The 14,713-nt window shown below is 65.4% G+C and carries 12 protein-coding genes; 7 read left to right on the top strand and 5 right to left on the bottom strand.

What is annotated here, in order from left to right; genetic code table 11:
* Window positions 1-39 precede the first annotated feature (39 nt).
* The 6 genes from AC3RCJ_RS22210 to AC3RCJ_RS22185 all read left to right on the top strand — a co-directional run bounded on the left by AC3RCJ_RS22210 (window position 40) and on the right by AC3RCJ_RS22185 (window position 7,255).
* Window positions 40-1,107 carry a porin gene (locus AC3RCJ_RS22210; RefSeq protein ID WP_492959132.1) on the top strand — a complete coding sequence of 356 codons (1,068 nt, stop codon included), beginning with the start codon at window positions 40-42 and terminating at the stop codon, window positions 1,105-1,107.
* Between the two features lie 33 nt (window positions 1,108-1,140).
* Window positions 1,141-2,100, top strand: a complete 960-nt coding sequence (locus AC3RCJ_RS22205) for a Bug family tripartite tricarboxylate transporter substrate binding protein (protein ID WP_492959184.1) — start codon at window positions 1,141-1,143, stop codon at window positions 2,098-2,100.
* Window positions 2,101-2,145: 45 nt separating this feature from the next.
* The gene (locus AC3RCJ_RS22200; protein ID WP_492959130.1) at window positions 2,146-3,243 is read left to right on the top strand and encodes an ABC transporter substrate-binding protein; all 1,098 of its coding nucleotides are present in this window, start codon (window positions 2,146-2,148) and stop codon (window positions 3,241-3,243) included.
* A gap of 78 nt (window positions 3,244-3,321) precedes the next feature.
* Entirely contained in the window at window positions 3,322-5,112 is a 1,791-nt protein-coding gene (locus AC3RCJ_RS22195; RefSeq protein WP_492959128.1) for an ABC transporter permease, read from the top strand.
* A gap of 20 nt (window positions 5,113-5,132) precedes the next feature.
* Window positions 5,133-6,206, top strand: a complete 1,074-nt coding sequence (locus AC3RCJ_RS22190) for an ABC transporter ATP-binding protein (protein WP_492959126.1) — start codon at window positions 5,133-5,135, stop codon at window positions 6,204-6,206.
* 2 nt (window positions 6,207-6,208) lie between these two features.
* Window positions 6,209-7,255 (top strand): AbrB family transcriptional regulator, encoded by a 1,047-nt coding sequence (locus tag AC3RCJ_RS22185; protein ID WP_492959124.1) that lies wholly within the window; start codon window positions 6,209-6,211, stop codon window positions 7,253-7,255.
* Here AC3RCJ_RS22185 and AC3RCJ_RS22180 read toward each other — a convergent pair.
* The 3 genes from AC3RCJ_RS22180 to AC3RCJ_RS22170 are packed head-to-tail and all read right to left on the bottom strand — an operon-like array spanning window position 7,252 to window position 8,903.
* Window positions 7,252-8,037, bottom strand: coding sequence for a DUF2145 domain-containing protein (locus tag AC3RCJ_RS22180; protein ID WP_492959122.1), 786 nt, complete (start codon window positions 8,035-8,037; stop codon window positions 7,252-7,254). The genes AC3RCJ_RS22185 and AC3RCJ_RS22180 overlap by 4 nt on opposite strands.
* A gap of 5 nt (window positions 8,038-8,042) precedes the next feature.
* Window positions 8,043-8,456 carry a hypothetical protein gene (locus tag AC3RCJ_RS22175; RefSeq protein ID WP_492959120.1) on the bottom strand — a complete coding sequence of 138 codons (414 nt, stop codon included), beginning with the start codon at window positions 8,454-8,456 and terminating at the stop codon, window positions 8,043-8,045.
* A gap of 24 nt (window positions 8,457-8,480) precedes the next feature.
* Window positions 8,481-8,903, bottom strand: coding sequence for a hypothetical protein (locus AC3RCJ_RS22170; RefSeq protein ID WP_492959118.1), 423 nt, complete (start codon window positions 8,901-8,903; stop codon window positions 8,481-8,483).
* A 160-nt stretch (window positions 8,904-9,063) separates the two neighbouring features.
* On the opposite strand from AC3RCJ_RS22170, the gene AC3RCJ_RS22165 reads away from it, so the two are divergent.
* Window positions 9,064-9,807: a helix-turn-helix domain-containing protein gene (locus AC3RCJ_RS22165; RefSeq protein ID WP_492959116.1), complete on the top strand. Its 744-nt coding sequence runs from the start codon at window positions 9,064-9,066 to the stop codon at window positions 9,805-9,807.
* 22 nt (window positions 9,808-9,829) lie between these two features.
* On the opposite strand, the gene AC3RCJ_RS22160 is transcribed toward AC3RCJ_RS22165, so the two are convergent.
* Complete coding sequence (locus AC3RCJ_RS22160; RefSeq protein WP_492959114.1) at window positions 9,830-11,284, bottom strand: DUF3999 family protein; 1,455 nt, start codon at window positions 11,282-11,284, stop codon at window positions 9,830-9,832.
* Window positions 11,281-14,484, bottom strand: a complete 3,204-nt coding sequence (locus AC3RCJ_RS22155) for a DUF2339 domain-containing protein (RefSeq protein WP_492959112.1) — start codon at window positions 14,482-14,484, stop codon at window positions 11,281-11,283. The genes AC3RCJ_RS22160 and AC3RCJ_RS22155 overlap by 4 nt, the downstream gene beginning before the upstream one ends.
* Window positions 14,485-14,713: the final 229 nt, after the last annotated feature.

The following is a 14,713-nucleotide window of genomic DNA, read 5'->3' as shown; positions in this document are numbered from 1 at the left end:
AGGCATATCACCAATAACTATATCTGAGGGAGACCCATTATGAAAAAAACCGCATTCTCGCTGGCCGCCATGGCCGTTCTCGCCGCCGCAGCCGGCGCTGCCCAGGCACAGTCGAACGTCACCGTCTATGGCTTGCTCGACGTCGGCGTCGACAACACCAGCAACGCTTCGGCATCGAAAGGCTCGCTCAGCCGCGTCAGTTCCGGCGGCATGAATACCTCGCGCTGGGGCATCCGCGGCAATGAAGACCTGGGCGGCGGCCTGAAAGCCGTGTTCAACCTGGAAGGCGGCATTCTGATGGATACGGGGGCCATTGATGGTGCCGTGCTGTTCAAGCGCCAGGCCTATGTGGGCCTGGAAGGCAGCTATGGCCGCCTGGTGCTGGGCCGCTCGTTCACCACCGTGTACGACTTCGTGCTGCCGTTCGATCCGATGGGTTATGCGCCTTACTATTCGTGGGGTACCTCGGCCAACGCCAGCGGCCCAAGCAAGTACGGCATGACGACCGGTTTCGACAACCTGGTCAAGTACTCGGGCACGGCCGGCGACTTCAAGTTCGGCGCCTCCTACGGTTTCGGCGAGAAAGCCACGGGCGCCCAGGACAGCGCCAAGTTTTCTTCCGGCGTGACCTATACGGCCGGTCCGGTCAGCCTGCTGGCCACCTATGAACGCGTCAACGCCGACAGCATCGCGGGCGGTGCGCGCGACAAGACCACCTCCTATCACCTGGGCGCGATGTACAACGAAGGTCCATGGAAGGTGCAGGCCGTGGCGCGCGACTACAAGCTCGATCCGGCCGCCAGCGGCAAGCCTGATGTGCGCGGCACCCTGTACTGGGGCGGCGTCAGCTACCTGACCACGCCGCAAGTCACGCTGACGGGCGTCATCTACTACCAGGACGTGAAGAACGTGGCCGCCAATACGGATGCCGATCCGATCATGTACGTGGCGCGCGTGCGCTATGCGCTGTCCAAGCGCACTGACCTGTACGTCGCTGGCGCCTACGCCAAGGCCAAGAACAATCAGCTGGTCAGCCTGTCGCGCGACGATGCCGGTTTCGGCAACACGCAGCGTGGCGTCATCGCCGGCATCCAGCACCGCTTCTAAGCCATGAGCATGCCGCGCCTTCCGTTCCTGTCGATGCTGTGCCTGCTGCTGCCCGCCTGTGCGGTGGCGCAGGCCGGCGCGCCGGCGCCGGTCGAATGCGTGGTGCCGTCCAAGCCGGGCGGCGCCATGGATCTGACGTGCAAGCTGGCGAAAAAAGGCCTGGCGCAAGAGGGCGCGGCAGCAGCGGCAGGTCCCATGCGCATCAGCTACCTGCCAGGCGGCATCGGCGCGGTGGCCTGGCATTCGATGGGCTCGCAGCGCCGCCGCGCGGAAGCGAACACCCTGGTGGCCTTTTCGGGCGGCTCGCTGCTCAATCTGGCGCAGGGCAAGTTCGGCAATGCCAAGGCGGGCGACGTGCGCTGGGTGGCGGCGCTGGGCGCCGATTACGGCATGATCGCCGTGCGCAGCGACTCGCCCTACAAGACGCTGGGCGACCTGATCGCGGCATTACGCCAGCATCCTGACAGGGTGCTGATCGGCGTCTCCGGCACCATCGGCAGCCAGGACTGGCTGAAGATGGCGCTGGTGGCGCGCCATGCCGGCATCGACCCGAAAGTGCTGCGCTTCGTCGCCCTCGAAGGCGGCGGCGAAGTATTCACGGCGATGCAGGCCGATTACGTGCAGGTGGTCTCGGGCGATACGTCCGAAGCCACCCTGAACGCCGGCGCCAACCATGCGCGCGTGCTGGCGGTGCTGTCGGAAAAGCGCCTGCCCGGCGTGCTGGCCGGCGTACCGACGGCGCGCGAGCAGGGCGTCGACGTGGTCTGGCCCATCATCCGCGGCGTGTGGATGGGGCCGCAGGTGCCCGAAGCGGACTACCAGCGCTGGGTGGCCACCTTTGACCGCGCCATGGCCACGCCGCAGTTCGCCGAATGGCGCGCGCAGGCCGGCCTGTACCCGTTCGCCCTGACGGGGCCGAAGCTGACCGCGTATGTCAGGAAGGCGGTCGACGAATATGCGCGGCAGGCCAGCGAGCTTGGATTAATGCGCTGAACGCCATCCCATTTAAAAAACTATTTCACAGACGGAGACAACCCCATGCAAACCAAGACCCTGCTTCAGGCCGCCATTGCCACCGCGTTTGCCAGCCTGGCCGGCGCCGCCTTTGCGCAAGTGCCGCCCGGCTATCCGGCCGATTACCAGAAGATCGTCGACGCGGCCAAGAAGGAAGGCAAGGTGGTGATCTACAGCGCGACCGACAGCAAGGCCGCCGCGCCGCTGATCAAGGATTTCAGCGCCCTGTATCCGGGCATTTCGGTCGAATACAACGACATGAATTCGACCGAGGTGTACAACCGCTTCATTTCCGAAGTGGCCGCCGGCGGCAACACGGCCGACGTGATGTGGTCGTCCGCGATGGACTTGCAGATGCGCCTGGCCTCCGATGGCTATGCGCTCAAGTACAAATCCGTCGAAGCGGCGAAGATTCCCGGCTGGGCCATGTGGGATGACCAGGCTTACGGCACCACGTTCGAGCCGGCCGCCATCGTCTACAACAAGCGCTTGCTCGACGCCAAGGAAGTGCCGAAGAATCACGATGACTTCGTCAAGCTGATCGCCACGCCGAAATTCAAGGACAAGGTCACCACCTACGACATCGAAAAATCGGGCGTGGGCTTCATGTTCATGGCGCAGGATGCCAAGGAATACCCGCAATTCCTGGCGCTGGAAAACGCCTTCGGCACGGCCAAGGTGCGCGTGCAGTCGTCGACGGGCACCATGATGGAGCGCATTTCGTCCGGTGAAAACCTGATCGGCTACAACGTGCTGGGCTCTTATGCCCTGGTGCGCGCCAAGACCGACCCGTCGATCGGCGTGGTGCTGCCCAAGGATTACACGCTGATTTTGTCGCGCGTGCAGTTCATCAACAAGAACGCGAAGAACGTCAACGCCAGCAAGCTGTGGCTCGATTACATCTTGTCGCATCGCGGCCAGACCATCATCGCCAACGGCGCCAAGCTGTTCGCCATCCGCGCCGACGTCACGGGCGAAACCACGTCGGCCGACCTGATCAAGCAAATCGGCGCGGCCAACGTCAAGCCGATACCCGTGCACCCGATCATCCTGCAATTTTTGGGACCTGCCAAGCGCATGGCCTTCTTGAAGCAGTGGAAAGAGACCGCCGGCAAGAAGTAAAAACAGCCAATGCCGTCCTGGCCGCCCGCGAGCCTGGCTTGCGGGCGTACGCCATACCCTTCATTCATTGGATTCATCATGCAAACTGCCATCTTGCCGCTGCCTGCACGGTCGCGCTCTCCCTTGTCGCGCCTGAACTGGTCGCGCGGCGTAGTCGTGACGATCACGCTGATCGCCATTTTCCTGCCGCTGTTCCTGATTTTTTACCAGAGCTTTTTGAACGCGCCGTTTTTCATGCCGGTGCGCGAATTCGGCTTTGATTCCTACCGTTTCATCTTTGATGATCCCGACTTCGCCATGGCCTTCAAGAATGGCCTGATGCTGGCCTTCGGCCTGACCGTCATCGCCGTGCCGCTGGGCGGCATGCTGGCCTTCCTGATGGTGCGCACCGACCTGCCAGGACGCGGCTGGGTGGCCCCCATGCTGCTGGTGCCGATCTTTGTCTCGCCGATGGTGATGGGCTTCGGCTACGTCGTCTCGATGGGTCCCGTGGGCTTTTACTCGACCTGGGCCAAGGAGCTGCTCGGCTTCGTGCCCTGGAATATCTATTCGTTCACCAGCATCGTCATCATCGCCGGCCTGACGCACGTGCCGCACGTCTACTTGTACGCTTCGTCGGCGCTGAAAAGCCTGGGTTCGGACGTGGAAGAGGCGGCCCGCGTGGCCGGCGCCTCGCCGATCCAGGTGATGTTGAACGTGTCGCTGCCGATGATCATGCCGGCCCTGGCATATGCGGGCGTGCTGGTGTTCTTCCTCGGCTTCGAAGTGTTCGGCCTGGTGCTGGTGCTCGGCGATCCGGAAGGCCACCTGGTGCTGCCGACCTATCTGTACAAGCTGACCAACAAGCTCGGTACGCCGTCGTACCACCTGATGGCGGCCGTCGCCGTCTGCCTGGTGATGGTGACCATGCCGCTGGTGATGATACAGCGCTGGCTGCTGAAATCCGCCAACAAATATGTGTCGATCAAGGGCAAGGGCGCGCGCAGCAAGGCCATGCCGCTGGGGCGCTGGAAGTGGCTGGCGTTCGCCCTGCTGGCCGGCTGGCTGATCTTCACCATCATCCTGCCGTTGACGGGCATCGTGCTGCGCTCCTTCGTGCAGTACTGGGGCGAGGGCGTGCACCTGGCCGACGTATTGACCTTGCAGCATTTCCGCGACATTTTCGATCAGCCTTCGCTGGTGCGCGGCATCGTCAACACCATCCTGATCGGCGTCGTCGGCGGTGCGCTGGCCGTGGGCTGCTACAGCTTCATCGCGCTGGCCATGCACCGCAAGCAGGACGGCATCACCCGCCTGCTCGATTACAGCGTGCTGGTGCCGCGCGCCGTGCCTGGCCTCTTGGCCGGCCTGTCGTTCCTGTGGGTGTTCCTGTTCGTGCCGGCCTGGCTCGACGGCATATTGAAAGGCATGGACAACGGCGTGGCCCTGTGGCTGAGCGGCCACGTGATTCCCGTGCTGCGCGAACTGCGCTCGACGATTTTCGCCCTGTGGCTCGCGTATTCGGTGGTGTGGATGGCCTACGGCATGCGCCTCATTTCCACGGCCTTGCTGCAGGTGGGCCCGGAGCTGGAAGAGGCGGCGCGCGCCGTCGGCGCCAGCCGCGGCCAGGTGACGCGCGACGTCACCCTGCCGCTGATCAAATACGGCTTGCTGGGCGCCTGGCTGATGGTGTTCCTGATCTTCGAGCGCGAATATTCGACGGGCGTGTACCTGCTCTCGCCGGGCACGGAAGTGATCGGCGCCATGCTGGTGTCGCTGTGGGCCGGCGGCTCGACCGACCTGGTGGCGGCGCTGTCCTTCATCAATATCACCCTGGTGGCCATCGGCCTGGGCATCGCCTTGCGTTTTGGCGTGAAACTCCATAATTAATAGAAGACTGAGACCACATCATGAATGAATTGACTGTCAATGAACTGTACCTGGACTACGGCACCGGCCCATCCGCCAACCAGATCCTGAAGGGCGTATCCATGCACCTGCAGAAGGGCGAAGTGGTTGCCCTGCTGGGGCCTTCGGGCAGCGGCAAGACCACCTTGCTGCGCGCCGTGGCGGGGCTGGAAAGCCCGAAGGCGGGCACGATCCAGATCGGCGAACGCAATGTCTTCGATGGCGCGCAGCATTTCGAGATGCCGGCCGAGCAGCGCAACCTGGGGCTGGTGTTTCAGTCGTACGCGCTGTGGCCGCACAAGACCGTGTTCGACAACGTCGCCTATGGCCTCAAGCTGCGCAAGATGGGCAGCACGGAGATCGCCGCGCGCATCAAGGAAGTGCTGACGCAGCTGGGCCTGGGGCACCTGGGCGAACGCTATCCGCATCAGCTGTCCGGCGGCCAGCAGCAGCGCGTGGCGATCGCCCGCGCGCTGGTGTACAACCCGCCCGTGATCCTGCTCGACGAGCCGCTGTCGAACCTCGACGCCAAGCTGCGCGAAGAGGCGCGCGCCTTCCTGCGCGAACTGATCGTGCGCCTGGGCCTGTCCGCGCTGATGGTGACGCACGACCAGGGCGAGGCGATGGCCATTTCCGACCGTATCTTGCTGCTCAATAACGGCAAGATCGAGCAGCAGGGCACGCCGCAAAGCATGTATGAAACGCCGGACACCCTGTTTACGGCCGAGTTCATGGGCAGCAATAACCGCTTGCCCGGCAAGGTGGTGCAGCGCGAGGGCAGTGCCGTGCGCCTGCTCGTCGACGGCGCGTCCCTGCAGGGCGTGGCGCGCGGCGCCAACGTGGGCACGGAAGTGACCACCATGATCCGCGTCGAGGAGGTGAAGATCAGCGCCACGCAGGTGGACAACGCCATCGAGCTGCCGCTGCTGACCTGCATGTACCTGGGCGACCGCTGGGAATGCCTGTTCGAACGGGGCGGCGCGGACAACATCAGCCTGCGCGCGTATTCGCGCCACAAGCTTGAAGCGGGCAAGTACTGGCTGCACATGCCGGCCGACAAGCTCTGGGTGTTTTAACGGTGCCGTGGTGGCCGCGCTGGCGCGCCTTTGCTGCCGCGCTGATCGCCGGCCTGGCGGGCGCCGCCATCTGCCTGTGGCTGCACACGCCGCTGCCGTGGATGATCGGCCCCCTGTTCGCCACGGCCGCCCTGCGCCTGGCCGGACGCGAACTGGCTTGCCCCGTGCGCGTGCGCGAGGCGGGCCAGTGGGCCATCGGCACGGCGCTGGGCCTGTATTTCACGGCGCCCGTGCTGGCCGTGCTGTCGTCCTACCTGCCGTGGATTGCCGGCGCCGTGCTGTTCGCGCTGGCGCTGGGTGCTGCCGGCGCGCTGCTGCTGCGGCACCTGTCCGGTGTCGACACGGCCACGGCCTTTTTTGCCATGGCCGTCGGCGGCGCCTCCGAGATGGCGGTGCAGAGCGAGCGCCATGGCGCCGACGTGGGCAAGGTGGCGGCCGCGCACAGCCTGCGCATGATGCTGGTGGTGGCGACCATTCCGTTCGGCGTGCGCTACTGGGGCAGCCACGGGCTGGCAGCGGGGCATGAAAGCTTCGTGCCGGGCGCCGCGCTGGTCGACTACGGCGGGCTGGCGCTGCTGCTCGGCGCCACCGTGCTGGCCGCCCTCGCATGCAAGCGGGGCCGGCTGCCCAACGCCTGGGTCATCGGCCCGCTGCTGGCGGCGCTGCTGCTGACGGCATGCGGCATTCATCTGTCGCGCCTGCCCGAGTGGGTGATACGCGCGGGCCAGCTGTTCATCGGCATCGCCCTGGGCACGCGCTTCAGTCCAGATTTCCTGCACACGGCCCCGCGCTACCTGGCCAGCGTGGCCGCCTGCACGGCATTGATGCTGCTGGTGGCGGCCGCCTTCGGCCTGGGCCTGTCGCATTGGCTGGCCATCCATCCCGGCACGGCCATCCTGGCTACCTCGCCCGGCGGCATCGCCGAGATGTCGCTGACGGCCAAGACCCTGCATCTGGGCGTGCCCGTCGTCACGGCCTTTCACGTGGCCCGCATGGTGGTGCTGGTCTTGCTGATCGGTCCGCTGTTCCGTCTGCTGCAGCGCGCTTAATTTCCCTGCACGACGATTTCCTGCACCTTCGGTTCGCGCTGGCGCATGAAGCGCACGATGGAGTCGACGGTGACGACGTCGATCTGGCGTGTCATGCGGCGCTCGAACGGGTGGTCGTCGAAGGCGATATTCGCGCGGAACATGCGCGCGCCCAGGCGCGTGGCGGCGGGTATGCTCAGCGTTTGCGGCGCGTAGCTGGCGCTGCGCAGCCAGCCTTGCGCTTCGGCGCGCGTCTCGATCTTGCCAGGCTCGTTGCTGGCGGCGGCCAAGGTTTCCAGCACCCATTGGTTCGAGTTCTGGTACTTGGTGGAAAACGGGTAGGCCAGCATATTGTAGTGCGCCTCATGCAGGCGCTTGGGCGTGTTCGACGTCAACAGGCGCGCCAGTTGCTGCTGCGTATCCTGGCCGGGAATCAGGATCAGGGTTTCATACATGAACACATCATCCATGAAGAAATTGCCCAAGCCTTCGTTGTACAGCGACGATTGCGCCGTGCCGCATTCATTGAGTTCATGCACCACCAGCCAGCGGCCCTTCGGATGGTCGCGCCAGGCCAGCGCCATGTGCGAATAGCGCAAATGGTACTTCGACAGGTCTTGGCCGGCGCGCGCCACCAGCGCCACCTGCGCGCCCGAGGCGTCGAGCGCTTGCAGGGTTTTTTGCGCCAGGTCCATCGATTTGACGAGGGTGCTCGCGTCCGTTGGCTTTTCCTCGCACGAACGCCCCGCATGGGCGGCGCCGGCCAGGGCCAGGCTGAGAACAATGACGGTCAGGCGTTTCATGGGGTTCAGCCTTTCGAATGGTGGAGGATGGCATTGCCGGCCGCGTTCGGCACATAGGCGATGGCCTTGCCCGACAGCAGCAGCATGTGGCCCGTCGCGACGGCGACCACGTTGACGGCCGTGCCGGCCGCCAGCGACAGGCCTTGCGTGGCCTTCTGGCTGAGCTTGACGGAGGCCGTGGCCGCCTGCGAGGCACCGTTGGCCGCGCTTTTCAGCACGAGGACACTGCCATCGGCCGCGTCTTCCACCTTGTCGATGACGATGTCACCGGCGGCGGCCAGCACCGACATGGAGCCGACCAGCACGACGGCCGAGGCCATGCTGGCGTTGTCGGACGCGTTGGTGGTATCGGAGTTGGCCTGGGCCAGCGGCGCCAGGCTGGCGGCGCACAGCACGGCGGCGGCGAGCAACTGTTTCATGGGATTTGCGTTGTTCATGGGTGCTTACGCCTTGGAGTGGTGCAGCAGTGCCTTGCCCAGTTCGTTCGGGATAAAGGCGATGGCCTTGCCGGACAGGACCAGCATATGGCCGGTGGACAGCGCCACCACGTTGACCACGGTGCCGGCCGCCAGCGACAGGCCCTTGGCCGCTTGCGTGCTCATCTGGATGGATGCGCCGCCCGCCTCGGACGCGCCTTTCAGCACGATGACGATGCCTTCGCCTACCGTTTCCACGCTGGCAACGACCACCTGGCCGGAGGCGACCAGCATCGACATGGAGCCGGCGACGACGACGGCGGAACCCTGGCTGAGGTTTTGCGAGCCTTTCGACAGGTTCTCCGAGGCGGCGGCGTGGACCGGGCCGGCAGCGGCCACGGAGAGCGTCAACAGCGACAGGGACAGGCAAAGGGGCAGCAGGCGTTTCATGTGTTTCTCCTTCAAGTGTGCCAAGTGGCAACGCCATCATTGTAGACTGTGGGAAATTGGTCAATGAAAACGCTACTCGTAGCGGGCGGGCATACCGCAGGTAGCGTATTGCGCTACTTTTTTGCCGCTGGAACCGATGCTATTTTTATAAAGGAAGTGCATGCCGCAAACCCACGCCTTGATCGAAGCCCTGAAACGCCTGTTGAAGGCGCGCGCCGTCACGTATGCCGAACTGGCCCAGCGCATCGGCGTGTCCGAAGCCAGCGTCAAGCGAATGTTTTCGCAGAAGCAATTTACCCTGCAGCGACTGGACCAGATCCTGGTGGCCATCGGCAGCGATTTCCAGCAACTGGCGCTGGCCGTGCAGTCCGCCCAGGCCGCGCCCACCCTGATCACGGGGCTGACGTATGCCCAGGAAAAGGAAATCATCGAGGATACCCGGCTGTTCGTGGTGGCCGTCTCCGCGCTGAACCTGCTGCCGCTGGAACAGATCGTCGCCACCTATGACATCAGCGAGGCGCAAGCCGTCAAATATTTGCTGCGCCTCGACAAGATCGGTTTCCTGGAACTGCTGCCGAATAACCGGGTCAAACTGCTGGTGGCGCGCACGTTTGCGTGGATACCGAACGGCCCGATTCACACGTATTTCAAAAAGGAAGCGTATGGCGACTACCTGAATGCGCAATTCGATGGCGAGACGGAATTATTGCGTTTAGTCAATGTGATGCTGTCGAAAAAATCCACGGCGGCCTTGCTGGAGCGCTTGAAGCAAGTGGCGGTGGAGTTTTCGCAGCAGCACCAGGAAGACGCGCGCCTGCCCGGCGACGAGCGCCTGGCCATCAGCTTCATGCTGGCGGCGCGTCCCTGGATGCCGCAGACGTTCAAGGCGCTGCTGCGGCAGTAGCGGTGGCGATGTCGCGGTCAGGCTAATGCTCCTGCTTGTCGGTACTGCCTTGTTCCTGTTTCATCTGCGACAGCAAGCGCCAGGCAAAAAAGCCCAGCACGGCCACGCCCAGCAGCAGTGCGGCCCATAGCGCGGCCAGGCGCCAAGTTGCCCCGTCCTGGCTGACGCGCGGGGGTGCCTCAGCGCCGGCGCTGGTCTGGAGCGGGCCGGCGCTGGCCGTCTTGAGCGCCAGCAATTCGTCCGCCTTGAAGCCGGGCGCCACCTGCGACAGCGGCTGCGCCACGGCGGCGGCGTCGCTGTTGCCGAACGCCAGCTGATAGGGCGGCTTGCCGCTGGCCAGGAAGACGACGGTGGCCGGTGTCCAGCCCAGGCGCAAGGCGGGTGCATTGCCGGCGGAGAGCGGGTGTTCCGGGGAGGTCTGCAGTACCCATTCGCCGGTGTGCGTCACGGGCATGGCCAGCTCGCCCGAGACTCTCTCCTTGCCATCGAGGCCGATGCGGTAAAACGTCGTGCTCAGCAGGGGATCGAAATACGCGCCTTGCGCGGCACGCGCCTGCTGGCGCAGGTGCAGCCGGTGCCGGGGAACATAGCTGTTCTGGCGATACACGCCCAGGGTCACGGGCAGCACCGTATTGGTCTGCGTCAATTGCAGGGCGATGCTGTCGGCGGGAATGGCGCGGGGCGTGGCGTAGCGCCATTCATTGTCCTGCTTGCCGGGCGCGCCTTGCAGCACGACGGAGGCATGCGGTGGGGCGACGGCCGTTTCGCTCACGGCTTGCGCCGTGATCGCGGCAAAGGCCAGCGCTTCGCCCGCTTGCCAGCTCAGGCGCGCATAGCGAAACGCGCGCGGCGCAAAGGCGATGCTGTCGTTGGCCAGGGTTTGCGTGTCGCTGTTGCTGAGCCAATTCAGGGTGGTGGTGCCGATGGCGTCCCATTGCTTCAGGTCGTCGCTTACTTCGAGCAGCACTTGTGCACTGTAATTGTCCGTGCGGGCCGGCGGCGTGAAGCGCAGGGCGGCGATGCGCTTGTCTTGCCCTTGCTTGCCCAGGTCGAGGATCAGCGCCTGCAGCGCCGTCGTGGCCGCTGCCGTGCCGGCGCGCGTGCTGACCGACAGTAGCCGGCCATCGTCGGCCGTGCGGATGTCGATGCCTTGCAAGCCATCGCCAGTTGCCGGCGCGCCCGTCACGGGGAAGATCCGGGCTGGAATGTTCGTGCGTCGCGTGGCCGACTGCGCGGGCGGTGCACCGATGGCATAGGCCAGGCGCTTGCCGTCGCCATCGAACAGGCGCACGTCGGCCAGGCTGGCCGAGCTGGCGTGCAGGTAGACTTCCCTGGGCAACGATAGCTGGACGATGCCGGCGCCCGCCGGCACCTGCACGGGCATGCGCCAGCCATAGTCCTGCGGCCGGTCCTGGCCAGGCGCGGCCAGCGCGGCGCCTGCCACCAGCAGGCTGCAACAGATCAATATGGGTTTCATGCGGCTTCCGGGTGCGGTTCGGCCGGCGCTGGCGCGACAGCCTTGGGGAAAGGCGCCAGGTAGCCGATCAAGACCATCAGCAAGCCGACACCGACAAAGGAGATGATGCGTTCGATGCCGCCCACGTTCGACAGGTCGATCAGGAACAGTTTCAAGACAACCAGCCCCAGCAGCACGGCGCCCATGCTCCATTGCTGGCGCCGCTGCTGGCGGGCCGCGTGGCGCATCAGCAGCAGGGCCGTGATGCTCCAGACGAGCGACAGCATCGCCTGCACGAACTGCGAGGCCAGCATGGCGTCAAAGGTGTAGGGCACGCCGAGGTAGTGCGAGACCGTGCGCAGCAGCATCAGGTTGAACCAGCCATACAGCAAGCACGCGGCCACGACGGGCAAGCGCGCTTGCCACAGGGGCGGCAGCGGGATCTGGCCGGCCGGGAATGAACGGTAGCTGGCGATGGCCAGCAGCACGGCAAAGCCCGTGCTCAGGTCCAGCGGGTTGAGCAGCGGCAAGTAGGGCAGCGGTGCCATGGCGCCATCGTCAAAGACGTTCCATGCGGCGATCAGCAGCAGCGACCACAGCGCGCCCAGCGGTATCAAGGTGCGCTGGTACCACGCGGCAAGCGGCGCCACCGGCCAGGCGCCAGCACGGCAGCGGCGGATCAGCCAGGCCAGTACCAGCATCATGGTCCAGGCTGGCAAGTAGCGGGCCCATGCGGGGCTGACGCTGCCTTCGTGCCGCGCCAGCCAGGTGCTGACATGCATGGCGCCCACGGGCCACAGCATCAGCCATGGCGCGGCCGTGCGCAGCGTGTGCAGCAGACGCTGCGCCCGTACGTCGAGTGACCAGCCCGCTTGCGGCCAGGCACGCAGCAGATATTCGCCGGCCGCCAGGGCGCAGGCCAGCGCCAGCCAGCTCAAGCCTGTCGGCAGGTAATCGCGCAGGTACAAGGCCAGCAGCAGCTTGGCGCTCCACAGGCCCAGGCCTAGCCAGGCGGCCACGGTCAACCAGCGCAGTTGCGGCCAGTCCAGGCGCCGCGCCAGGATGGCGAATAAGGGCGTTGTCACGCACACGGCGATCAGGTACAGCGCCAGCCAGTGCTCGCCCGCGTGCGGCTGCATGGCCGGGTCGCCGTCGATCAGGCGCAGCAGCCAGCTGACGAACGGCATGAGGATGGCGGCAAACCACAGCAAGCCGCTCCAGACCAGCAGCGGACGCGCTACCAGGGCCAGCAGCGCGTCGCCGCCGCGCGCGCGCAGCGCCAGGAAACGGGCGCTGGCAAAGGCGGCGGCGCCCAGCAGCAGGGCGCTGAGGAAGGAGCCGCCGAACAGGCTGGCCGGGTGCTGGTCCCAGGCCCAGCTGGCGTGGCTGAGCATGACCATGCCGGCCAGTACCTGCACGGCCAGCAGCAGCGCGCGCGGCGCATGCCATTGTTCGCGCCGCGCCAGCGCCGCCAGCAGGGCCGCCACCGCCAGCGCGCTGATCGTCAGCAGGTTCAGTTGCGTGGCGGCGTCCGTGCGCAGCAGGATTTCGCTCCAGAGGCCGCCCAGCAGCCAGGCCGTGGCGGCCGTCAGGAACAGCACGGACATGCTGCACATGAACTCCGGATGCAAGTGGCTGCCATGGCGGCGGAAATTGTAGGCCATCACCAGCGCGGCGGCGGCCAGCAGCGCGCAGCCGAGCCAGATGTTGGCCTGCAGGGCCAATGCCGTATTGAGTTGCTGCATGGCGATGAGGAAGGCAAGCCAGGCGGCCCCCTGCACCAGCAGGCCGAAGGCCCAAGCCAGGGTCTGGCGCTGGCGCAAGCCGACCCAGACGATGCCCGCGCCTTCCAGCGCCCAGGCGGCCGACGTCCAGCGGCCGTCGAGGGCGAACGGGATGGCCAGGGTGCCGAAGACGATGCCCAGCGCGAGGAAGGCTTCGGCCAGCAGTTTGAAGCCGTTCCTGCGCCACAGGGCCACGGCCAGCCCCGTGTAGGTCAAACCGGCGACCAGCGCGGAAAACGCCAGGCCAAATTTAAAATTCCAGACCAGGCTGTATTGCAGGCCCATGGCCGCCAGCGGCGTGCCGAACACGAGCGTGCCATCCACGTAATGCTTGAGGCGCGGCGCCTGGCGCGCGCAGTAGGCGATCGCGATGCCGATATAGAACAGCACGAACAGGATCAAAAACAGTTGCGTCGACAGGTAGTTCTCCGGGGTGTAGCGCAGCAGGCCCCAGGTGGTGGCGACGACGAAGGTGAAGCCAAAGCTCAGCACATTCAGCACGCGCCAGGCGCGCTTCAGGGCGATGGCGAAGACGCCCGCATTGAGCAGCGCGTAATAGCTGAACAGCCCGATATGGTTGCCGCTGCCCGTCGACACGAGCAGGGGCACGGCAAAGCCGCCGACGATGCCGAAGACGGCCAGCCAGACGGCGTTTTGCAGCACGGCCAGCAAACACGTGAACGCCGTCAGCACGAACAGCATGGCAAACGCCAGGCCGGCCGGTATCAGTGCATACAGGCGGAAGGCGCCGAATGTGACCAGCATCAATATCGCCAGCGCCGTGCCCTGCAGCGGCAAGCTGATGCCGGGACGCTTGACGCGGATGCGCCAGGCCCAGGCCAGCAGGGCGATGTCGGCCAGCGCGATGCCGGCCAGGCGCAGTTCGATGGGCAGCGTGACCTGCGCCGACACGTATTTGAGCAGGAAGCTGACGCCGAGAAAGAGGATCAGCAAACCCAGCTTGGCGACCAGGTTGCCGGTCAACAGCCAGTTCTTCGCCTTGGCAAACAGGCCATCCGGGCGCGCGATCCAGGACGGGGTGTTGGGAGTGGCGGGCGCAGCAGGCACGGGCCTGGACGGGGCCGCTGGTGCCGCTGGCGCAGCTGCGGAGGTGATGGCTGGCGCGACCTTTGCCAGTTCGACCTGCTCGATCACGGCTGCTTGCTGCACGGGCACGGCAGGCGGCATCGGTGCAGTCACGCAGGTAGTAACAGGCGCCGGCACAGGCGCTGGCGCAGCAGGCTCCACGGCGGGCGCGGCAGCAGGCGCCTTGGCATGGCCTTCCAGCGCCTGCAGACGGGCCTGCATGCCGTCGACCTCCTTGCGCAGGCGCGCCGTCAGCAACGCCAGATCGGCTACTTTCCTGCGGTGCTGCAGTACCTGCACGAAGGCGGCGATCAGCAAGCCAAGTATGATCAGCGATAACAATCCAAACATGGGGCAGCTTTCCTGAAAGGACGGGCAACGGCGCCCGATGATGCGCACCTTACCTTATTATCAATAAACAGGCGATTTTTTGCAGTGCCAGGCAGCCTGTCGAATGGGCGGTCCCAGCTTGGGACGGTTGCCGGCTTCCCGTATTGACGGTGAGCAAGATGACGACATTCAGATTGTCGTGCGCGAGATAGTGCTGTATTTTAGCAATTCCTTAATTGCCGGTTCCCCA

Source organism: Janthinobacterium sp. GW822-FHT07H11 (assembly GCF_058798615.1).
This window is presented reverse-complemented; position numbering and strand designations above follow the sequence as displayed.

Excerpts from the sequence above, each read along its gene's own strand:
- AC3RCJ_RS22180 (WP_492959122.1), bottom strand. The coding sequence starts at position 8,037 with ATGAAACGCCTGACCGTCATTGTTCTCAGCCTGGCCCTGGCCGGCGCC.
- AC3RCJ_RS22170 (WP_492959118.1), bottom strand. The coding sequence starts at position 8,903 with ATGAAACGCCTGCTGCCCCTTTGCCTGTCCCTGTCGCTGTTGACGCTC.
- AC3RCJ_RS22175 (WP_492959120.1), bottom strand. The coding sequence starts at position 8,456 with ATGAAACAGTTGCTCGCCGCCGCCGTGCTGTGCGCCGCCAGCCTGGCG.
- AC3RCJ_RS22155 (WP_492959112.1), bottom strand. The coding sequence starts at position 14,484 with ATGTTTGGATTGTTATCGCTGATCATACTTGGCTTGCTGATCGCCGCC.
- AC3RCJ_RS22195 (WP_492959128.1), top strand. The coding sequence starts at position 3,322 with ATGCAAACTGCCATCTTGCCGCTGCCTGCACGGTCGCGCTCTCCCTTG.
- AC3RCJ_RS22165 (WP_492959116.1), top strand. The coding sequence starts at position 9,064 with ATGCCGCAAACCCACGCCTTGATCGAAGCCCTGAAACGCCTGTTGAAG.
- AC3RCJ_RS22200 (WP_492959130.1), top strand. The coding sequence starts at position 2,146 with ATGCAAACCAAGACCCTGCTTCAGGCCGCCATTGCCACCGCGTTTGCC.
- AC3RCJ_RS22190 (WP_492959126.1), top strand. The coding sequence starts at position 5,133 with ATGAATGAATTGACTGTCAATGAACTGTACCTGGACTACGGCACCGGC.
- AC3RCJ_RS22160 (WP_492959114.1), bottom strand. The coding sequence starts at position 11,284 with ATGAAACCCATATTGATCTGTTGCAGCCTGCTGGTGGCAGGCGCCGCG.
- AC3RCJ_RS22205 (WP_492959184.1), top strand. The coding sequence starts at position 1,141 with ATGCTGTGCCTGCTGCTGCCCGCCTGTGCGGTGGCGCAGGCCGGCGCG.
- AC3RCJ_RS22210 (WP_492959132.1), top strand. The coding sequence starts at position 40 with ATGAAAAAAACCGCATTCTCGCTGGCCGCCATGGCCGTTCTCGCCGCC.